This window comes from Streptomyces sp. NPDC051940, assembly GCF_040680895.1.
Lineage (GTDB): Bacteria > Actinomycetota > Actinomycetes > Streptomycetales > Streptomycetaceae > Streptomyces.
Window position 1 is genome coordinate 28,269 of sequence record NZ_JBFAXR010000015.1, and the last position, 21,256, is coordinate 49,524.

Here is a 21,256-nt window from a genome sequence, read left to right on the forward strand (position 1 = left end):
TACGTACGACCGGGACCCCCGGGGAGTAATCCCGGGGGTCCCGGTCCGGCGCGGTGCCGTCGGACCACGCCCGACAGCTCGCCGGAGCGCTGCCGTCGGACCGCACCCGACGGCCCGCCGCCGCGCTGCTGTCAGGCGACGCCCGCCGGCTCGCGCTCGCGCGGCGCCTCGACCGGGGCCGGGGCCTTCGACAGCGGCCCGGGCCACCACACCTTCCGCTTCAGCGCCACGCTGGCCGAGGTGACCAGATAGGTGCGGACGAGGAAGGTGTCCAGCAGCACACCGACCGCGATGACGAAGCCCATCTCGACCAGCGACACCAGCGGCATGTTGATCAGTACGGAGAAGGTCGCCGCCAGCACCAGCCCGGCCGAGGCGATCACCCCGCCCGTGGTGCGCAGCGCCTTCAGCGCCGCCGGTGCCGGCTCCAGGCCCGACAGCGACTCCTCCCGCATGCGGTGCATCAGGAAGATGCCGTAGTCGACGCCCAGCGCCACCAGGAAGACGAAGGACAGCAGCGGCAGCGCCGGATCGTTCCCGGCGAATCCGAAGACCGGCTCGAAGACCAGCCCGCCGATGCCCAGCGCCGCACCCCACACCGCGACGACCGCGGCCACCAGGATCAGCGGCGCGACCAGGCTGCGCAGCAGCACGACCAGGATCAGCAGCACCGCGCCCAGCACCAGCGGGATGACGATCATGCGGTCGCTGGCGTTGGTGTCCTTCAGGTCGATCAGCTGGGCGCTGGGCCCGCCGACGTAACCCTCGTCCACCGTCGTGCGCAGCGCCTCGATGGTCGCCGTCTCCGCCGCGGACTCCGGCGGCGCGTCGGCGATCACCGCGATCTCCGTCCAGCCCTCGCCGCTGCGCCCGCGCTCGGCCTGGGCCACGCCCTCGGTGCCGCGCACCGCCCGCAGCGCGGAGTCCGCCTTCGCCGTCGGTACGACCAGCTCGATCGGCTGGCTGCCGCGCTCGGGGAACGCGGTGGCGAGCGTCTCGGTGGCGCTGATCGACTCCGGGGTCTCGGTGAAGGAGTCCTCGTTCTTCAGGCTGCCCGACAGGTTCAGCGTGCCCAGCGCCAGCGCGCCCAGCAGCAGCGCGCCCACACCCAGCACGGTCAGCGGGCGGCGGCCCGCCGAACCGCCCATCGCGGCGAAGATCGAGCGCCGCTCCTTCGGCTGCGAGCCGAACGCCGGCACCAGCGGCCAGAACACCCGCCGCCCCAGCAGCACCAGCAGCGCCGGCAGCAGGGTCATCATCGCCGCCAGGGCGCTCAGCACGCCCACCGTGCCCGACGGGCCCATGCCGCGGCTGCTGTTCAGATCGGCGGCCAGCAGGCACAGCAGGCCGACGGCCACCGTGCCCGACGACGCCAGCACCGCCGGACCGCAGCCGCGGATCGCGGCGCGCATCGCGTCGTACGGACGCTCGATACGGCGCAGCTCCTCGCGGTAGCGGGAGACCAGCAGCAGCGCGTAGTCGGTGCCCGCGCCGAAGACCAGGATGTTCGTCACGCCCGTGCTCTGACCGGTGACCTGGGTGCCGAACCACTCGTGCAGTCCGTACGTCACGGCCATCGCCAGCGCGTTCGCCACGCCCGCGGTGACCAGCGGCACCAGCCACAGCACCGGGCTGCGGTAGATCACGATCAGCAGCACCGCGACCACGGCCACCGTGGTGTACAGCAGCGGGCCGTCCAGCGAGCCGAACACCTCGCGCATGTCGGCCTGCAGCCCGCCGGGCCCGCCGACCTCCGCGCTCAGCCCGTCCGAGCCGCGCACGGTCTCCCGCACGTCCTCGACCAGCGCGCTCTGCTTCTCCTCGTCCTGTCCGGGCTCCGTCGTCGACACTGGGTACATCAGCGTCGCGCCGTCCTTCGACGGGACCGCCTCGGGCCGGGCGGACAGCTCGTGCGCGGCCGCGACCTCGTCGACCTGCCGCTGGGCGGTGGCCTTGTCGGCGCCGGTCAGCCCGCCGTCACGGTGGTAGACCAGCACCAGGTCGGTGGACTCGCCGCCCGGGAGTCGGTCCTGGATCTTCGCCACCTGCGTGGAGTCGGCGCTGTTCGGCAGATAGTCAACCGGCCGGTTCTGCTCGGCGTCGCCGAGCTTCCCGGCGAACGGCCCGGCAAGGGCGATCACCGCCACCCACATCGCCAGCAGCGTCCAGGGGACGAACCTCCCCTTGCGGCGCTGCTTGTCCTGCACGGCCCCCATGGGGCACCCCTCTCCCTCGGATGTCCGGTTCGCATCCCAGACTCCCGGCGGAAGGGAGCGTGTTCGTCGCCCGCCCGACCGAAGTCGCGGCTACTCCCTCGGGGGGTGCGAGGGGCGCGCTACTCCCCCGGGAGTAGCGGCACGGGAGGTACCGGCGGGGAAATCCGCTCGCCGCCGCCCCCGCCTTCCCGACTACCATGGCCGGGAACCAGTCGTCGTCGAGGAAAAGGGACCCGCAGGCCATAGAGCCGGCCCATGACACAGACACCCTCCAGCCGCCGCAGCGACGAGAGTGCGGCGCGCGCTCAGATCACCATTCCGGCGAAGCACCCCATGGTCACCGTGCTGGGCTCCGGCGACTCGCTGCTCCGCACCATCGAGAAGGCCTTCCCCGCGGCCGACATCCACGTCCGGGGCAACGAGGTCACCGCCACCGGCGACGCGTCCGACGTCGCCCTCATCCAGCGCCTGTTCGACGAGATGCTGCTGGTGCTGCGCACCGGACAGCCCATGACCGAGGACGCCGTGGAGCGCACCATCGCCATGCTGCAGAAGAGCGAAGAGGGGGAGGCCGGCGGCCACGACTCGCCGTCCGAGGTCCTCACCCAGAACATCCTGTCCAACCGGGGCCGCACCATCCGCCCCAAGACGCTGAACCAGAAGAAGTACGTCGACGCCATCGACCGGCACACGATCGTCTTCGGCATCGGCCCCGCCGGCACCGGCAAGACGTACCTCGCGATGGCCAAGGCCGTACAGGCGCTGCAGTCCAAGAGCGTCAACCGGATCATCCTCACCCGCCCCGCGGTCGAGGCCGGCGAGCGCCTGGGCTTCCTGCCCGGCACGCTCTACGAGAAGATCGACCCGTATCTGCGCCCGCTGTACGACGCGCTGCACGACATGCTCGACCCGGACTCGATCCCGCGCCTGATGGCCGCGGGAACGATCGAGGTCGCACCGCTGGCGTACATGCGCGGCCGGACGCTGAACGACGCGTTCATCATCCTCGACGAGGCGCAGAACACGAACCCCGAGCAGATGAAGATGTTCCTCACCCGGCTCGGCTTCAACTCCAAGATCGTGGTCACGGGCGACGTCACGCAGGTCGACCTGCCGGGCGGCACCAAGTCCGGGCTGCGTCAGGTGCAGGGCATCCTCGAGGGCGTCGACGACGTCCACTTCTCCCTGCTCACCAGCAAGGACGTCGTACGCCACAAGCTCGTCAGCCGTATCGTCGAGGCGTACGACAAGTTCGACCACAAGCACGGCAAGAAGTAGCCCACGCCCCTCGGCGCCCGCCGGCGCCACCTCGAAAGAACGGCAAGAGCAGCCCATGTCCATCGACGTCAACAACGAGTCCGGCACCGAGATCGACGAGACGGCGGTGCTGGACGTCGCGCGCTACGCGCTGGCCCGGATGCGGATCCACCCGCTCTCCGAGCTGAGCGTCATCGTCGTCGACGCCCCGGCCATGGAGCAGCTGCACATCCAGTGGATGGACGAGCCGGGGCCGACGGACGTGATGTCCTTCCCGATGGACGAGCTGCGCCCGCCGGCCAAGGACGACGAGGAGCCGCCGCAGGGGCTGCTCGGCGACATCGTGCTGTGCCCGGAGGTCGCGAAGAAGCAGGGCGAGGACGCGCCGACGAAGCACTCCATGGACGAGGAGCTGCAGCTGCTCACCGTCCACGGGGTGCTGCACCTGCTGGGTTACGACCACGAGGACCCGGACGAGAAGGCGGAGATGTTCGGCCTGCAGAAGGCCATCGTCGACGGCTGGCGCGCCGAGCGCGGTATCGAGGGGCCGTCCCCCGCGCCCACCACCCGATGACCGGTCAGCTGATCGCGCTGGCGGTCCTGCTGGTCGTCGTCGCCTGGCTGGCCGCCTGCGCGGAGACCGGTCTGTCGCGCACCACGCGGGTCTCCGCCCAGGAGGCGGTACGGGCCGGACGGCGCGGCTCCGCGAAGCTGGTGCAGGTCGCCGACGACCCGGTGCGCTATCTGAACGTGGCGCTGCTGGTGCGTATCGCGTGCGAGATGGGCGCGGCGGCGATCGTGACCTACGTCAGTCTGGAGGAGGTCGACGGCACCTGGCAGGCGCTGACGGTGGCGATCGGCGTCATGGTGCTCGTCTCGTACGTCGCGGTCGGCGTCTCGCCGCGCACGATCGGCCGCCAGCACCCGGTCGGTACGACCACGGCCGCCGCGTACGTCCTCCTCCCGCTGGCCCGGATCATGGGCCCGATCCCCCGGCTGCTGATCCTCCTCGGCAACGCGCTCACCCCCGGCAAGGGCTTCCGGATGGGTCCCTTCGCCTCGGAGCAGGAGCTGCGGGCGATGGTGGACTTCGCGGAGCGGGAGTCCCTCATCGAGGACGAGGAGGCCCGGATGGTGCACTCCGTCTTCGAGCTGGGCGACACGCTCGTACGCGAGGTGATGGTGCCGCGTACGGACGTGGTGACGATCGAGCGCTACAAGACGATCCGCCAGGCGCTCACCCTCGCGCTGCGCTCGGGCTTCTCGCGCATCCCGGTCACCGGGGAGAACGAGGACGACGTCGTCGGCATCGTGTACGTCAAGGACCTCGCCCGCAAGACGCACATCAACCGCGACTCGGAGTCCGAGCCGGTCTCGACCGCCATGCGGCCGGCGTACTTCGTGCCGGACACCAAGAACGCCGACGCGATGCTGCGGGACATGCAGCGGCAGCGTAACCACGTCGCGGTGGTGATCGACGAGTACGGCTCGACGGCCGGGATCGTCACGATCGAGGACATCCTGGAGGAGATCGTCGGCGAGATCACCGACGAGTACGACCGGGAGCTGCCGCCTGTCGAGCCCCTGGGCTCGGAGCGCTACCGGGTCACGGCCCGTCTCGACATCGGCGATCTCGGGGAGCTGTACGACCTGCAGCTGGACGACGAGGACGTGGAGACGGTCGGTGGTCTCCTCGCCAAGTCCCTCGGCCGGGTCCCGATCGCGGGCGCGACGACGGAGGTCGACGTCTCCCATGACGGATCGGATCCGAGCCTGACGGCGCTGCGGCTGACGGCGGAGTCCGCGGCGGGGCGGCGGAACAAGATCGTCACGGTGCTGGTGGAGCCTGTCCGCGCGACTCCTTCGGAGGAGGAGGGGCGCTGACCGGTGCGGCGGTGTCCCTGACCGTACTGTCGGCGCTGCGCGCCTCGGCCTCAGACGCCGGCCGGGCTTCGAGTTGCGTTTGCGTCGGCTGACGCGCAGCCGGCCTTCGGCCGGAGTCCTCAGGCGCCAGACGGGCTTCATGTCGCCTTGCGTCGGCTGACGCGGGTCGGCGCTGCGCGCCTCGGCCTCAAACGCCGGCCGGGCTGGGATGCGGCCTTCCCCCATACCCCTGACCGCACAATCGGCGCTGCGCGCCTCGGCCTCAGACGCCGGCCGGGCTGGGATGCGGCCTTCCCCCCCATACCCCTGACCGCAGTGTCGGCCCCGGCCGGAGTGCCTGAGTGTCGGGACGACTTGAAGTCGTGTGTGCGGGGCCTTGCCTGGGGGGCGTTAGGAAACTTTACTAACTGTTGCGCATTAGGCTCCATGCCGCTCCTCGTCAGGAGGTCGTGATGTACGTGCCCAGACGCACCGCCTCAGCGCGCCGCCCGATCGGGCTGATCCTGCTCAGTCTGCTGCTCGCCCTTCTCGGGTTCCCCCCGGCCGGCTCCGCCACCGCGGCCGGTGCCGCCGCCGTCTCGTCCGCCGAGCTCAACGGGGGCTGGGCGCTGCGGTCCGCCGACGAGGTCGGGGACACCGGTCCCGTCATCTCCCAGCCGGGGTACGGCACCGCCGGCTGGCATCCCGTCACCCTGCCCTCGACCGTGATGGCGGCCCTGACCGCCGACGGCACGTACAAGGACGTCTTCTTCGGGCAGAACCTCAAGAACGTCCCCGATCTGACCACCCGCGACTGGTGGTACCGCGGCGAGTTCACCGCCCCGGCCGCCGCCGCCGGGCAGGCGTACTGGCTGCGCTTCAAGGGCGTCAGCTACCGCGCCCAGATCTGGCTCAACGGCACGCAGCTCGACGCGAACGCCGTCGGCACGATGACCGAGCACGCCTACAACGCCGGCGCGCTGATCCGGCCCGGCCAGACCAACGCCCTGGCGATCCGGGTCACCCCGCCCGCCCACGCCTGCAAGGACCTCTCCTTCTGCACGGTCGACTGGTCGCCCGAGGCCCCCGACATGGGCGCCGGGCTGTGGGGGAAGACGCTGCTGGAGACCACCGGGCCGGTCGCCCTGCGCGACCCGTACGTGAAGACCGATCTGCCGCTGCCGGACACCTCCACCGCCGACCTCACCGTCTACGTCGACGCCCTCAACGCCACCGCCGCGCCCGTCACCACGACCGTCGCCGCGACGATCAGCAAGCCCGGACAGACCACGGTCACGGTCAGCCAGAACGTGACCCTGGCGGCGGGGGAGCGGCGCGAGGTGGCGTTCACCCCCGCGTCGTACCCGCAACTGCGGCTGAGCAGCCCCGTGCTGTGGTGGCCGCACGAGTTCGGCAGCCCCGAGCTGTACGGGCTGACCGCCACCGCCTCCGTCGCCGGCGCGGTCTCCGACACCCGGGGCATCGACTTCGGCGTCCGGGAGATCACCGACTCCCGCACCACCGTGCAGGGCACGTCCTTCTCCCGCTACCAGGTCAACGGCAAGGACTTCTTCTTCCGCGGCGGCGGCTACGCCTGGGACATGTTCCAGCGCTGGGACACGAAGACCAACACCGCCCACGTCCGCTACGCAAAGGACATGGGCCTGAACGTCATCCGGCTGGAGGGCAACGTCGGCAACGAGGAGCTGTACGACATCGCCGACCGCGAGGGCATGCTGCTCTGGCCCGGCCTGGTGTGCTGCAGCGCCTGGGAGGACGACCAGGGCTGGTCCGCCGAGCAGGAGCAGGTGGCCAGGGCGTCGGTGGAGACGCAGATGCGCGCCTCGCGCCACCACGCCAGCAGCATGATGTGGGCCCACGGCAGCGACCAGCCGCCGACCGCCGCGCACCTGGCGGCGTACCAGGCGATCGCCGACCGGCTGCACTGGCAGAACCCGGTGAACAACAACGTCGCCACCTGGGCCGACCCCAACGCCGGCATGAAGATGGACGGCCCGTACAAGTGGGAGCCGCCCGTGCTGTGGTGGGACACCACCAAGGCCGGCAGCGCCTTCGGTACGACGGGGGAGGAGGGCACGGAGGGCCCGCCGCCGGCGGAGAGCCTCGCCAAGTTCCTCGCCCCCGCCGACCAGTGGCCGCTGGGCACCGCCTTCGACTACCACGCGGGCAAGTCCGGCAGCGTCTTCGACAACATCGACGTGTACGACGCGGGACTGAACGGCCGCCATGGCACGGCGGGTTCGCTGGCGGACTACTCGAAGAAGTCCGAGCTGATGAACTACGAGACCACCCGGTCCTTCTTCGAGGCGTGGAGCTCGCACCGGTTCAGCCAGGCGTTCGGCACGATCTTCTGGATGCAGAGCACCGCCTGGCCCTCCACGCACTGGAGCCTGTACGACTACTACCTCAAGCCGGGCGGCAGCTACTTCGGCGCCAAGAAGGCCAACCGGCCCGTCCATCTGACGTACGACTACGCGACCCGCGCAGTCACCGCCGTGAACTCCACGCTCGCCGCGCGGAGCGGGCTCACGGCCACCACGACCGTGTACAACATCCCCGACCTGTCACAGAAGTTCACCCGGACCGTCCCGGTCGGCGGCGCCGCCAACGCCGCGGCGGTCGTCGACACGCTGCCCGCGCTCACCGGGCTGTCGGCGACGTACTTCATCCGGCTGCAGCTGAAGGACGCGTCGGGCGCGGTCGTCGACGACAACCTCTACTGGTACTCCACCCGGCCGGACGTCCTCGGCAAGCGCAGCACCTGGTACATGACGGCGGTCAAGACGTACGCCGACCTGACCGGGCTCAACTCGCTGCCCGCGAACAGCCAGGTGGCGACCAGCGTCAGCCGTACGGCCGGCGGCGGCACCGAGACCGCCACGATCCGGCTGACCAACAACAGCACGACGGCCATCGGCTTCTTCCTCCGGCCCGAGATCACCGCGGGCGACGGCGGGAGCGAGGTCCTGCCGGTGAACTACAGCGACAACTACGTCTCCCTCTTCCCGGGGGAGTCGACCACCGTCACCGCCCGGTACGACACGGCGGACCTGGGCGGGAAGGCCCCGTATCTGCGGCTGCGCGGCTACAACATCCCGACCAGCAGCGTTCCGGTGCCGTGACGCCGGGGCGCTCGCCCGCCCCGTGAAAGCCACCGGCCCCGCCCGTACCCCCGGGCGGGGCCGGTGCCCGCTCCGGGTGTTCCCGGTCGCGTGAACGGGCTCTTGACCCCTGCGCCGTCGCCCCCTAAGTTGCGCATGACATCCCACGTCCCATATCCCACGACCGGACGGTCCGTGACTCCTGCCGCAACAGGAAGGCGAGCCGCACCATGCCCCCACACCGCGCCCGTACCCGGACGGCCCTGGCCGTCGCCGGCGTCCTCGGCCTCCTCCCGCTCGGCGGCGGGCAGGCCGCCGCCGCGACCCCCGAGTTCAGCGAGACCGCGCTCTTCACCGCCGGCACCGGCGGCTACGCCTGCTACCGCATACCCGTGGTGGTCAGGGCGAGGAACGGCGATCTGCTCGCCTTCGCCGAAGGACGGGTGGCCGGCTGCGGTGACAAGGGCGACATCGACATCGTGCTGCGCCGCTCCCTCGACGGCGGCGTCACCTGGCAGCCCCAGCAGGTCGTCCTCGCCGGCAACGGCGACACCCGCGGCAACCCGGCGCCCGTCGTGGACCGGGACAGCGGCCGCATCTCCCTGCTCAGCACCTGGAATCCGGGCACGGACGACACCGACCGGGTGCCGTATCTGCAGTACTCCACCGACGACGGCGCCTCCTGGGGCGCCGCGACGAACATGCGGACGGTGCTCTCCAGGCCGGAGTGGGACCGCTGGTACGCCACCGGGCCCAACGCCGGCATCCAGCTGGCGAACGGCCCGCACGCCGGCCGGCTGGTCGTCGGCGGCAACCACGAGGGCACCGACGGCCGGGTCGGCGCCCACCTCATGTACAGCGACGACGGCGGGCTGAACTGGCGTATCGGCGCCGACGACACGCGCACCGGGACGAGCCTGAAGCCCCAGGAGCTGAGCCTCTTCGAGAAGGCGGACGGCGCCGTCGTCGCCCAGGCCCGCGACGAGAACGGCACGGACGCCGGCAACCGCGCCTTCGCCACCTCCACCGACCAGGGCGCGAGCTTCGACGCCCCGTTCCGTACCGACCCCGCGCTGCAGAGCCCCGTCGTGCAGGGCTCCACGGTCAACCACGGCGGCAGGGTGCTCCTCTCCGCCCCCGCCCATCCGTACAGCCGCGAGGTCATGACGGTCCGCGCCTCGTCCGACGAGGGCGCCACCTGGGAGACCTGGGACCAGGGGCGCGTGGTCAACTGGGGCTGGAGCGCGTACTCCTCGCTGGTCGAGCTCGCCGCCGACCGGGTGGGCCTGCTGTACGAGACCGGGTCCGCCAACCCGTACGGCGGGATCCGCTGGGCCCGATTCAACGACGCCTACCTCGACCAGCCCAACGGCACCCCGCCCGGCTTCCCGCCCCCGCCGGCCCCCGGTCCGACCACGCCGGACTCCTCGACGTACGGGAACAAGGGCTATGTGCGGGGTACCTCCTCGCTCAAGCCGGGCAGGTTCGGCAACTCCGTCTACCTCAACAACGCCGACGACCACATCGACGCGCGGATCGAGGTCCCGTACGCCGGCTCCCTCGACCTCGGCGCCGGCGACTTCACCTGGACGGGGTGGTTCAAGTACGGCCGCACCGACGCCCGGCACACGATCGCCTGGGCGTACCGCTACGGCAGCGGCACCGCGAAACCGCAGATCTGGCTGCGCGCCGAGCCCGCCGACCACCGGATCCGGGCCTATCTGCAGACCGACCAGGGCGGCGTGGAGGTCAAGACCGCCCAGGCGTACAACGACAACACCTTCCACTTCGTGAGCCTGCAGCGCACCGGCGGCCGGCTGACGCTCGCCGTGGACGGCACGGCGGTGTCGGCCACGGCGCCGGCCGGATCGGTGACGATCGGCAAGGAGTTCGGCATCGACGGCTACCACTTCGGCGAGTCGCTCGCCGGCACGGACCGCTTCCACGGGTACCTCGACGACATGCGGGTGTACAACCGGGCGCTGACCGCCGCGGAGCTGAGCTCGATCCGCACGTCGAACGCGGGCGTGACATCGGGGCTCAGGCTGCGCCTGCCGCTGGACGTGATCGGCTGATGCCGGACCGCCCGACACCTGACAGGGAGCGCCCGATGCCCGGCACCGACCGACCGATTCCCGGCACCGACCGTATGGAGCGCTTCTACGCCAGGCTCTCCTCGATCGCCTACGGCGGGGACTACAACCCCGAGCAGTGGCCGAAGGAGGTCTGGGCCGAGGACGCCGAGCTGATGGCCGAGGCGTCGGTCAGCCTCGCCACGGTCGGCATCTTCTCCTGGGCGAAGTCCGAACCCCGCCCGGGCGAGTACGACTTCGGCTGGCTGGACGAGCACCTGGACCGCCTCGCCGCGGGCGGCCAGGCGGTGTGCCTCGCCACGATGACGGCCTCCCCGCCGGCCTGGCTGTCGCGCCTGCACCCGGAGGTCCTGCCGGTGACGGAGGACGGGGTGCGCCTCTCGCCGGGCGCGCGCCAGCACTACTGCCCGTCCTCGCCGGTCTACCGCGAGCACGCCGTGCGCCTCGTCGAGCAGGTCGCCGGGCGCTACGGCGGCCATCCGGCGCTCGCCCTGTGGCACATCGGCAACGAGTACGGCTGCCACATCTCCCGGCACTGCTACTGCGACGTCTCGGCCGAGGCGTTCCGCCGCTGGCTGCGGGCGCGCCACGGCACGGTCGACGCGCTCAACGACGCCTGGTCGACGGCCTTCTGGTCGCAGCGCTACGACTCCTTCGAGGAGGTCCTCCCGCCCCGCACGGCCCCGACCTTCCGCAACCCCGCCCAGCTGATCGACTTCCAGCGCTTCTCCTCGGACGAGCTGCTGTCGCTGTACCTGGCGGAGAAGGAGGTCCTGGACCGGATCACCCCGTCGGTGCCCGTGACGACGAACTTCGTCCCGGTGGCCAGGACCCTCGACCTCTTCGCCTGGGCCCGCCACATGGACGTCGTCTCGTACGACTCCTACCCGGATCCGCACGACGCCGGTGCCGCGCACCTGACGGCCTTCTCGTACGACGTGATGCGCGGGCTGCGCGGCGGGCAGCCGTGGCTGCTGATGGAGCAGTCCCCCTCGGCCGTCAACTGGCGTGAGCGCAACGGCGCCAAGCCGCGCGGCCGGATGGAGCTGGACAGCTGGCAGGCGGTGGCGCACGGCGCGGACTCCGTCCTGTTCTTCCAGTGGCGCCAGTCGCGCGGCGGCGCGGAGAAGTGGCACGCGGCGATGGTGCCGCACGGCGGCCGGTCCTCGCGCGTGTTCCGGGACGTGACGGCGCTGGGCGCCTCCCTCGCCTCGCATCCGGAGCTGCTGGGCGCGCGGCCGCGGCGGGCGGATGCGGCGCTGGTCCTCGACTGGCCCAACTGGTGGGCCCTCGAACTGGACGCCCGCCCCTCGTCCGGCGTCCGCGTCCTGGACGCGGCCCTCGCCCACCACAAGCCGCTGTACGACGCGTCGGTTGCGTGTGACGTGGTCCCGCTGGACGCGGACCTCTCCCCGTACCGGCTGCTCCTGGTCCCGAACCTGTACATGGTCTCGGAGGCGCAGGCCAGCGCCCTCTGCTCGTACGTCGCGAACGGCGGCACGCTGCTCATGTCCTTCTTCTCGGGCCTGGTCGACGAGCACGACCGCGTCCATCTCGGGGGCTACCCGGCGGTGTTCCGTGAGCTCCTGGGCCTGCGGATCGACGAGTTCGACCCCTTGCCGGAGGGGGAGACGCTGTCCCTGTCGTACGCCCCGGACGCGACGGCGTCCCTCTGGTCGGAGTACGTCGAGCTGGAGGGCGCCGAGCCCCTGGCGACCTTCACCTCGGGCCCGGCCACCGGCTCCCCGGCGCTGACGTCCCACCGCCACGGCGCCGGCACGGCGTACTACCTCGCCACCCGCCCGGACCCCTCGACGATGCGCACGCTGCTGGACACGATCCGCTCGGCGGCCGGCGTCCCCCCGGCCCTCCCCGACCTCCCGCAGGGGGTACAGGCCCGCACCCGGATCACGGCGGACGGAACGCCGCGACACGTGGTGCTGAACTGGACACCGGCTCCCGTGATGGTGCAGGGCCGCGAACTGGAGCCGTACGGGGTGGCGGTGTTGTAGCGCTCTACCGCCCGGAAGGGCCCGCCCCCAGCGCCGCCGCGGCGCTGCGCCTGACGCGCGGCGAGGAGTCGTCGAGCATCCGCCGCACCCGCGGGTCCGCGGCCGCACCGAGCACCGCCAGCGCGGTCACGGCCTCGGCCCGTACCGCCGGTCGCGGATGGTCCAGCAGGGGCCACAGCAGCGTGTGGTCCCGCGCCGTACCGCACTCGCCCAGGCCCGCGACGACCCCGGGAGCAGGCGCCGCGGCCCGGTAGTGCGCGGCGGGGTCGCCGCCGCTCTGCCGGACCGCCCACTGCGCGCAGGCCCGCACGATCCGGGCGCGGTCAGCGAGCCAGGACGCGGCCTCGGCGCCGCGGCCGGCCCGGACCAGCGCGGTCACCGCGTCGGCCCGTACCGCCGTGGCGCGGGCGGTCAGCAGGGTGTCCAGCACGCCGGGGCGGGGGTCGCGCAGGGCCGGCGCCGCGCAGACGCGCTGGACGATCACGTCGCCGTCGGTGGCCGCCACCCGCGCCAGGCGCTCGAGAGGGAGCCGGCCGTCGGCGGCGGCCGTCTCGAAGGCGAAACGGCGGAGCACCCGGTCCGGTGAGGTGTACGCCGGCTCCCACGCGTCCGCCTCGGTGACGGCGCGGGTCACCTCCTGCAGCGCCCAGCCGCCGTGGCGGCGGCCGCGCAGATGGAGGGCGTGGCGCAGGAGCCGGTCGAGGCGGTCGGGGTCGGGGGAGGCGCTGCCCAGCGCCGCCGTCAGCTTGCGCCGGGCGGACTCCCGTACCGGCGCCGCGCTGTCGACGCAGCGCAGCAGGACGAGCGGGTCCAGCGACGGCGGCAGGTCGCGGTCCAGGGCGGCCTCGCGGATGCGGCCGTTCGCGTGGCTCAGGGCCGCGGCGGCTTCCTCGGGGGTGGGGGGCGAGGCGGGCTCCGGCAAGGGCCACGACCAGTGGTGGCGGATGTCCCGGTCGTAGTCCGCCCATTCGCGGGGCTCGGCGTGCTCCGCCGGGACGGGCGGCCAGTGGAGGTCAGTCACCGAGGAGCCCGTTCAGGCCGCTCAGCTTGTCGGGGTTCACCTGCATGCGCAGGTTGTGGATCAGGCCGTCCGTGAGGTCGTACGTCAGGGTGGCGACCGTGATGTCGCCCAGCTTGGCCAGGAGGCCCAGCTCGCCGTTGATGGCGGCCGGGTGGAAGGTGAGGGACTCGAAGCCCGGTTTGGCGAGGACGCCGAGCAGCCAGCGGGCGACGTGGTCCGTGCCGTGCAGCGGGCGGCGGGCCGCGGTGATCTTCCCGCCGCCGTCCGACCAGGCGGTGACGTCCGGGGCCAGCAGGGAGAGGACGGCGGTGAGGTCGCCGCCCGCGCAGGCGTTCCTGAACTTCGCGGTGACCTCGCGGCGTTCCGCCGGGTCCGCGTCGAAGCGCGGGCGGCGGGCCTGCACGTGGGAGCGGGCGCGGCGGGCGATCTGGCGGACGGTGGCCTCGGGGCGGTCGACCGTCTCGGCGATCTCCGCGTGCGAGTAGCCGAAGACCTCGCGGAGCAGGAACACCGCGCGTTCGACGGGGCTGAGGGTCTCCAGGACCACCAGCATCGCGGTGGAGACGGTGTCGGCCATTTCGGCGTCCTCGGCGATGTCGGGCGAGGTCAGCACGGGCTCGGGGAGCCACGGGCCGACATACGTCTCGCGGGTGGCGCGGGCGGAGGTGAGCCGGTTGAGGGACAGGTTCGTGACCGTGCGGACCAGATAGGCGCGGGGGTTGCGGACCGCGGCGCGGTCCGTGCCCGCCCAGGCCAGCCAGGTGTCCTGCAGCACGTCCTCGGTGTCGGTGACGGTGCCGAGCATCCGGTAGGCGGTGGCGAACAGCAGCCGCCGGTGCTCGAGGTACGGGTCCGTGGCGGCCGGTTCCGGCGTTCCTTCGGTCACCGGCCGATGATCCCATGCGGCGGCCGGTGACCGAAGGGGGTGGGCGGTGAGCATCAACGGGTCGCCCTCCCGCCCTTGGAGAGCTGCGCGGTGACGACGAACCGCTTGCTCAGCCGGTACGTGGTGAGCGGGCTGGCGCTGACCATCTCCTTGTACATGACGGCCGCCCGCCCGGTGAGCCGCGTCCGCCGCGGGGTGTCGTCGGCGTGGGTGAACTGGATGACCGCGTCGCGCCGGCCGAGGCTCACCGGCTGGTGGAAGTAGCCGTACCGGAACGGCTTGGCCCGCCTGCCGCGCAGCACACGGGCGATGGTGTCGGCGGTGTACGCGCCGGTGGGGATCCCGCTCTGGCAGGTGCCGTGCACGGTGCCCCACTTCTGCCGTACGGCGGCCGCGTCGCCGATCGCGTGGATCTCGGGGTGCGAGACCGAGGTGAGGGTCTCGTCCACCAGGATCAGCCCGCGGTCGTCCACGGCGACACCCGAGTCGGCCGCCAGCGGCGGGACGACGACGCCGGTGGTCCACAGGCAGACGTCCGACGGGACGAGCTCGCCGTGCGACAGCTCGACGGAGTCGGGCATCACCTTCGCGACCTTCACCCCGGCCCGGACGGTCACGCCCAGCCGGTCGAACGCCTTGTACAGGTGGGCGCGGGCCTTGTCGCCCATCATCGCGCCGGGCTCGCCGTGGCTGAGCAGCGTCACGCGCAGCCCCGGGTGGCTCTCGGCGATCTCGGTCGCGGCCTCGATGCCGGTCAGCCCGCCGCCGCAGACGGTGACGGTGCCGCCGGCGGCGGCCACCTCGGCCAGCCGGTCGGCGAACAGGCCGGCGATCTGCGGGGAGTTGAGGGTGAAGGCGTGCTCGGCGGCGCCGGGGACCTTCGACGCGTCGGTCGTGCTGCCCAGCGCGTACACGAGGGTGTCGTAGCCGAGCTCGGTACGCCCGTCGACCTCGACGGCGCGCCGCTCCGGGTCGATCGCGGTCGCCCAGCCCTGTACGAACTCGATCCCGGTGCCGTCGAGCACGTCGGGGATACGGAACTCACCCAGCTGCTGCCCGGCGGCCACCTGGTGCATCCGCAGCCGCTCGGTGAAGCGCTCCGACGGGTTCACGACGGTGATCCGCACCCCGAGCCGCCGGGTCCGGTACGCCAGCCGCGCCGCGCACATCATGCCCGAGTAGCCGGCACCGAGAACGACGATGCGGTGGACGCTGGTGCTCATGAGGGCCTCCCTGGTTCGCCGCCACCGGGCGCTTCCCGGTGACGCCGATGGGACAAGCCGACGTGGCGTGGCGTGACAGTTCGCCAATGTGACCTGCGTCACAGAGTGCGCGGTGGCCGGTCCCGGCCGTGGCGGCCGCCCGGTCCGCTCACCGCCACAGCTCGGGCAGATGCGCCGCGAGCAGCTCCCGCACGTGTTCCGGGCCGGTCCCGGAATCCGCGAGGCCGCGCTTGGGCAGGATGAGGAGCAGGTACCTCGCGGGCTCCGGGGTGAACAGCACGAAGGCGCGTGCGGTCTCCGCGTAGCCGCCCATACCGGGCCACGCCCGGCGCACCTCGAGATGGTCCCCGCGCCAGTCGATCCCGTCCTCCGTGACGGTCACCGTCAGCTCGCCGGCGTGGGCGGAGACGCGGTGCCACTCCTCGGCCGCACGGCCCGCGGCGACGAACCAGCCGGCGAAGATCGCGATCGCCGCCGCGGCGCCGAGCAGCAGCTCTCCCGGGGTGAAGCCGTCCCAGGCGGTGACGAGAACCCAGCAGACCGCCACCACACCTGTCAGGTACGCGTACCGCAGCAGGAAGCGGCTCGCGTTGACCCTGCGCCAGACGACGAACCCCTCCGCCCAGTCGGCCTGCCCCAACGTGTACCTGAACGCGACCCTGTCCATACCGCCCCCTCCGCTCGCGTGGCTCGGGAGTGTAGCGAAGGGGTGGGACAACTCCCCGGTCACGCCCTGGCGGTCGGTTCCTCGACCTCGTTCGGGATCGCGCCGCCGAAGCGGCGGTCGCGGGAGGCGTACTCGAGGCAGGCGCGCCACAGGTCGCGGCGGTCGAAGTCCGGCCAGAGGATGTCCTGGAAGACCATCTCGGCGTACGCCGACTGCCAGATCAGGAAGTTCGACGTGCGCTGCTCGCCCGAGGGGCGGATGAAGAGGTCCACGTCCGGCATGTCCGGGTGGTACAGATAGCGGGCGAGGGTCTTCTCGTTGACCTTGGAGGGGTCGAGGCGGCCCGCCGCCACGTCAGCCGCCAGCGCCGCCGCCGCGTCGGCGATCTCCGCGCGGCCGCCGTAGTTGACGCACATGTAGAGCGTCATCGCGTCGTTCTTCCTCGTCTGCTCCTCCGCGACCTGGAGCTCCTTGACGACGCTCTTCCACAGCTTGGGCATCCGGCCCGTCCACCGGATGCGTACGCCCAGCGCGTCCAGTTCGTCGCGGCGGCGGTGGATGACGTCGCGGTTGAAGTTCATCAGGAAGCGGACCTCGTCCGGGGAGCGCTTCCAGTTCTCGGTGGAGAAGGCGTACAGGGAGAGGTTCTTGACGCCCAGCTCCAGACAGCCCTTGACCACGTCCAGCACGACGGCCTCGCCGATCTTGTGGCCCTCGGTGCGGGGCAGGCCCCGCTCCTTGGCCCAGCGGCCGTTGCCGTCCATGACGATCGCCACATGGCCGGGGACCAGTTCGCCGGGCAGCTTCGGCGGCCGCGCGCCGGACGGGTGCGCGTCGGGCACCCGGTACTCGCGGCGGGGGCGTCCCAGGATCCCTCGTCGTGCCATGTGCGTAACTCTCCGATCCCTTGCTTCTCCCCCGCGGCCGCTACTTCTCCACGTACCGCAGCGAGCGCAGCCCGCGCTCCAGGTGCCAGTGCAGATACGCCGCCACCAGTCCGCTGCCCTCCCGGACATGCCGCGGCTCTGCGGCGTCCGCCCGCTGCCAGTCGCCGGTGAGCAGCGCGCCCAGCAGCGCGACGGCCTCCGGCGAGGGTACGACGCTACCCGGTACGCGGCAGTCGCCGCACACCACGCCTCCGGCGGCGACGGAGAAGAAGCGGTTCGGTCCGGTTATGCCGCACTTTGCGCAGTCCGCGAACGAGGCGGCGTAGCCGTTGACGGCGAGCGACCGCAGCAGGAAGGCGTCCAGGACCAGGTTCGGCGCGTGCTCGCCGGCGGCGAGGGTGCGCAGGGCGCCCACAACCAGCAGATACTGCTGGACGGCCGGCTCCCCCTCGTGGTCCGTGAACCGCTCGGCGGTCTCCAGGATCGCGGTCCCCGCGGTGTACCGCGCGTAGTCCGTGACGATCGCGCTCCCGTACGGGGCGATGATCTCCGTCTGCGTGCACATGGGCAGGCCCCGGCCGACGAGCTCGCCGCCGCGGGCGAAGAACTGCACGTCCACGTGGGAGAAGGGCTCCAGCCGCGCCCCGAACTTCGACTTCGTACGGCGAACGCCCCGCGCCACGGCGCGGACCCGGCCGTGGTTGCGGGTGAGCAGGGTGATGATCCGGTCCGCCTCGCCCAGCTTCTGGGTGCGCAGGACGATGCCGTCGTCGCGGAACAGGGTCATGGGAGTCATTCTCTCCCATGACGTGAAGGGGGTGGGTGGGTTGGTCGGGGTGGGGTTCGCGTCGGCGCCTGCGGCGCGGTTCGGCGCTGCGCGCCTCAGTCCTCAAACGCCGGACGGGCTGGATGGGTGCCGGTCGTCGACGGGGGCGGGTGGCTGACAAGGTTTGGATGACAGATATTGAAATCTGTCAGTCGATATGCGATCGTGGACGCATGACGAACCTTCCGGTCCACTCCCTCGGGGTCACCGGCCCCGCCGTTTCCGTGCTCGGGCTTGGTTGTATGGGGATGTCCGCCCTCTACGGTCCCGCCGACCGCGACGAGTCCATCGCCACCATCCACGCCGCCCTCGACGCGGGCGTCACGCTCCTCGACACCGGTGACTTCTACGGGATGGGGCACAACGAGCTGCTCATCCGTGACGCCCTCGCGCAGCGGGAGGGCAGCCGTGAGCAGGCGGTCATCAGCGTGAAGTTCGGCGCGCTGCGGTCCCCGGACGGGCCCTTCCTCGGGTACGACGGCCGGCCCGCGGCAGTGAAGAACTTCGCCGCCTACTCCCTGCAGCGGCTGGGCACCGACCACATCGACGTCTACCGCATCGCCCGGCTCGACCCGGACGTCCCCATCGAGGAGACCGTCGGCGCGATCCAGGAGCTGGTGGACGCCGGCTGGGTGCGGCACATCGGGCTGTCCGAGGTCGGCGCCGACACCGTCCGGCGCGCCGCCGCGACCGCCCCCATCGCCGATCTGCAGATCGAGTACTCGCTGATCTCCCGCGGCATCGAGGACGAGATCCTCCCCGCCTGCCGCGAGCTGGGCATCGGCATCACCGCGTACGGCGTCCTCTCCCGCGGTCTGATCAGCGGGCACATGACCCGCGAGTCCGTCCGCGGCCTCGCCCCCGGCGACTTCCGCGGGATGAGCCCCCGCTTCGCCGACGGGAACATCGACACCAACCTCGCCCTCGTCGACGCCCTGCGCAAGATCGCGGAGGCGAAGGGCGCGACGGTCGCCCAGATCGCGATCGCCTGGGTGCTCAGCCGTGGCGCGGACATCGTCCCGCTCATCGGCGCCCGCCGCCGCGACCGGCTCACGGAGTCCCTGGGCGCTCTCGACGTACAGCTGGACGCCGCCGACCTGGCGGCGATCGAGGCGGCCGTCCCGGCGGGCGCCGCCGCGGGGGAGAGGTACGCTCCGGAGCAGATGGCGATGCTCGACAGCGAGAAGCGCGCCGCCGGCGAGTGAGGGGATCCGATCCATGACACCGGCCACGGAGCCGCTGACCCGCGAGCGCGTCCTCGAGGCGACGGAGGAGGCGCTGCGCCGGTACGGGCCCGCCAAGGCCACCGTCGTCGACGTGGCCCGGCTGCTCGGCGTCTCCCACGGCAGCGTGTACCGGCACTTCCCCAGCAAGGCGGCGCTGCGCGAGGCCGTCACCAAGCGCTGGCTGGACGTGACGGCCCTCGAGCTGGCCGACCTCACCGCCGGCCAGGGGTCCGCGCCCGAGCGGGCCCGGGTCTGGCTGCGCGGTCTGTTCGACGCCAAGCGGCGCAAGGCGGGGGCCGATCCCGAGCTCTTCCGTACGTACATGGTGCTGGTGGAGGAGAACAGCGCGGTCGTCCACGAGCACCTGGCGGAGCTGGTGGCCCAGCTCACCCGGATCCTCGCGGCCGGGGTGGACGAGGGCTCGGTCAAGGCCGCGGACCCGGGGGCGGCCGCGTGGGCCGTCTTCCACGCCACGGGGCGCTTCCATGATCCGGCGTACGCGCGCGAGTGGGACAACCCGCGGATCGAGGCGGAGTTCGACGCGGTGGCGGACCTGCTCCTGCGCGGACTCCGCCCGTAACCCCCAGGGGCCCTACGCCCCCGACCCCTCCACCGGTACCACCGCCCCGTGCGCCTCGGCAAGATGCTCCTGCGCCTTCAGCCAGGCCAGGAACTGCGCGGGCCGCCGCCAGTCGCAGCTGCCGCACTCCAGCCGCCGCCGGTTCCCCGCACCGGCGACCCGCACGGTGTGTTCGCGGCCTTCCCCGTCCGTGCCGGTCACCCGGCTCGTGGCCATCGCGTGCATGTGCACCTCCTGGGATGCAAGTCGGCCCCAGTGTGCAGCAGATGACCCGGGAGATGTAGCCCGCATCGGGTGATTCGACACGCAACGGCGCCCCCGTCAGGGGCGCCGTTGACGTGCGGGAGGGGTGCTCTCTCAGCCCTGGCCGATGGGCAGTGCCAGGTCGACGACCTGGCGGCCGCCTCCGACGGTGCCGGACGAAGTGGCCTTGCCGGTCAGCAGGTTCACCGTGTACAGCTTCGAGTTGATCACGGCGTACGCGGTGTTGACGCCGCTACGGGGTGCGTAGTGGATGTCGAACCCCGTCGCCGCGCCCGCGTCCACGCCGAGCTTGCCGGTGGGCGCGAGGTTGCCGGCGTTGGCCGGCGACTGCACGGACACCTGGTCGTTCGTGGTGTCGATGTCGAAGAGCGTCGTCGCGGTCGTCGCGTCCAGGTCGTTGTTGGTGTACGCGGCGGCCGTGACGCCGAGCGCCGGGCCGGTGGCCGGGGCCGGGTTGGTCAGCGTGCCGTCGACGGCCGTCGTACCGGCCGCCGGGGCCCCGTTCGGGTCGTCGATGTTGTGCCGGAGGTTCTGCCCGGTGTCGGAGATGACCCGCAGCCGGTTGGCGGCGGGGTTGAAGTCGACGCCGAAGGACTGCCCCTGCAGGGCCGCGGTCAGCTGCCCGACCTTGGTGGCCTTGGCGCCCACCGTCCGCACGGTGTAGATGCCGCCCTGGTCCCCGACGCCGTACAGCTTGCCGTCCTGGACCCGGAAGTCGATGGCGACGAGCCTGGTGTCCCCGGTGAGCCCCTTGACCGTGCCGAGCGGCACGGCGGCCCCCGGCTTGTTCACGAGGAAGCCGACGAGCCTGCCGTCGGCCGTCAGCCCCACCGCGGACCGTCCGGCGCCGGTGAGCTGGTCGAGCGAGCTGCCGGTGCCGGCCTTGACGGAGACCGACCCCCGGCTGCGCTCCTCGCCGCCGCTCGCGGCGGCGCCCCCGTCGGCCGAGCAGCCCACAACGCCGAAAGCCGCCGCGGAGATCGCTGCGATCCCGACGACGGCCTTGCTACCTACCTTGCGCATAACGCCCCCAGAGAAGGTGCCGCGACCCGCCCCCTGCGGGCCGCTGTCACCTCATTCGGAGCGTGGCGTACGGCGGCTTGGCGCTGTTAC

The 21,256-nt window shown here is 72.1% G+C and carries 17 protein-coding genes; 8 read left to right on the forward strand and 9 right to left on the reverse strand.

Annotation, left to right across the window (positions count from 1 at the left end):
• Positions 1-131: 131 nt before the first annotated feature.
• Entirely contained in the window at positions 132-2,216 is a 2,085-nt protein-coding gene (locus tag AB0M28_RS09230) for an MMPL family transporter (RefSeq protein ID WP_365400229.1), read from the reverse strand.
• Positions 2,217-2,471: 255 nt separating this feature from the next.
• On the opposite strand from AB0M28_RS09230, the gene AB0M28_RS09235 reads away from it, so the two are divergent.
• The 6 genes from AB0M28_RS09235 to AB0M28_RS09260 all read left to right on the forward strand — a co-directional run bounded on the left by AB0M28_RS09235 (position 2,472) and on the right by AB0M28_RS09260 (position 12,563).
• The gene (locus tag AB0M28_RS09235) at positions 2,472-3,494 is read left to right on the forward strand and encodes a PhoH family protein (protein ID WP_365400232.1); all 1,023 of its coding nucleotides are present in this window, start codon (positions 2,472-2,474) and stop codon (positions 3,492-3,494) included.
• A gap of 55 nt (positions 3,495-3,549) precedes the next feature.
• The gene (gene ybeY / locus AB0M28_RS09240; RefSeq protein WP_365400235.1) at positions 3,550-4,047 is read left to right on the forward strand and encodes an rRNA maturation RNase YbeY; all 498 of its coding nucleotides are present in this window, start codon (positions 3,550-3,552) and stop codon (positions 4,045-4,047) included.
• Positions 4,044-5,357, forward strand: a complete 1,314-nt coding sequence (locus AB0M28_RS09245) for a hemolysin family protein (protein WP_365400238.1) — start codon at positions 4,044-4,046, stop codon at positions 5,355-5,357. Before ybeY ends, AB0M28_RS09245 begins: the two co-directional genes overlap by 4 nt.
• Before the next feature lie 452 nt (positions 5,358-5,809).
• Positions 5,810-8,479 (forward strand): hypothetical protein, encoded by a 2,670-nt coding sequence (locus tag AB0M28_RS09250; protein WP_365400241.1) that lies wholly within the window; start codon positions 5,810-5,812, stop codon positions 8,477-8,479.
• Positions 8,480-8,688: 209 nt separating this feature from the next.
• Positions 8,689-10,533 carry a sialidase family protein gene (locus AB0M28_RS09255; protein WP_365400243.1) on the forward strand — a complete coding sequence of 615 codons (1,845 nt, stop codon included), beginning with the start codon at positions 8,689-8,691 and terminating at the stop codon, positions 10,531-10,533.
• A 74-nt stretch (positions 10,534-10,607) separates the two neighbouring features.
• Positions 10,608-12,563, forward strand: a complete 1,956-nt coding sequence (locus tag AB0M28_RS09260; protein ID WP_365400402.1) for a beta-galactosidase — start codon at positions 10,608-10,610, stop codon at positions 12,561-12,563.
• Positions 12,564-12,567: 4 nt separating this feature from the next.
• Here AB0M28_RS09260 and AB0M28_RS09265 read toward each other — a convergent pair whose 3' ends face one another.
• The 6 genes from AB0M28_RS09265 to recO all read right to left on the reverse strand — a co-directional run bounded on the left by AB0M28_RS09265 (position 12,568) and on the right by recO (position 18,034).
• Entirely contained in the window at positions 12,568-13,584 is a 1,017-nt protein-coding gene (locus tag AB0M28_RS09265) for a HEAT repeat domain-containing protein (protein WP_365400246.1), read from the reverse strand.
• Complete coding sequence (locus tag AB0M28_RS09270; RefSeq protein ID WP_365400249.1) at positions 13,577-14,470, reverse strand: RNA polymerase sigma-70 factor; 894 nt, start codon at positions 14,468-14,470, stop codon at positions 13,577-13,579. Before AB0M28_RS09270 ends, AB0M28_RS09265 begins: the two co-directional genes overlap by 8 nt.
• A 53-nt stretch (positions 14,471-14,523) precedes the next feature.
• Complete coding sequence (locus AB0M28_RS09275) at positions 14,524-15,693, reverse strand: FAD-dependent oxidoreductase (RefSeq protein WP_365400252.1); 1,170 nt, start codon at positions 15,691-15,693, stop codon at positions 14,524-14,526.
• A gap of 148 nt (positions 15,694-15,841) precedes the next feature.
• Complete coding sequence (locus tag AB0M28_RS09280; protein WP_365400258.1) at positions 15,842-16,360, reverse strand: YcxB family protein; 519 nt, start codon at positions 16,358-16,360, stop codon at positions 15,842-15,844.
• 59 nt (positions 16,361-16,419) lie between these two features.
• A complete protein-coding gene (locus tag AB0M28_RS09285) occupies positions 16,420-17,247 on the reverse strand; it encodes an isoprenyl transferase (protein ID WP_365400261.1) in 828 nt (275 codons plus the stop codon).
• 40 nt (positions 17,248-17,287) lie between these two features.
• Complete coding sequence (gene recO / locus AB0M28_RS09290) at positions 17,288-18,034, reverse strand: DNA repair protein RecO (protein ID WP_365400264.1); 747 nt, start codon at positions 18,032-18,034, stop codon at positions 17,288-17,290.
• Positions 18,035-18,246: 212 nt separating this feature from the next.
• Between recO and AB0M28_RS09295 the strand changes: the two genes are divergently transcribed.
• A complete protein-coding gene (locus tag AB0M28_RS09295) occupies positions 18,247-19,278 on the forward strand; it encodes an aldo/keto reductase (protein ID WP_365400267.1) in 1,032 nt (343 codons plus the stop codon).
• A gap of 13 nt (positions 19,279-19,291) precedes the next feature.
• Positions 19,292-19,879, forward strand: coding sequence for a TetR family transcriptional regulator (locus AB0M28_RS09300; RefSeq protein ID WP_365400270.1), 588 nt, complete (start codon positions 19,292-19,294; stop codon positions 19,877-19,879).
• Positions 19,880-19,891: 12 nt separating this feature from the next.
• On the opposite strand, the gene AB0M28_RS09305 is transcribed toward AB0M28_RS09300, so the two are convergent.
• On the reverse strand, positions 19,892-20,104 hold the full coding sequence (locus tag AB0M28_RS09305) for a hypothetical protein (protein WP_365400273.1): 213 nt from the start codon (positions 20,102-20,104) through the stop codon (positions 19,892-19,894).
• Between the two features lie 132 nt (positions 20,105-20,236).
• Positions 20,237-21,166, reverse strand: a complete 930-nt coding sequence (locus AB0M28_RS09310) for a DUF4394 domain-containing protein (RefSeq protein ID WP_365400276.1) — start codon at positions 21,164-21,166, stop codon at positions 20,237-20,239.
• Positions 21,167-21,256 lie beyond the last annotated feature (90 nt).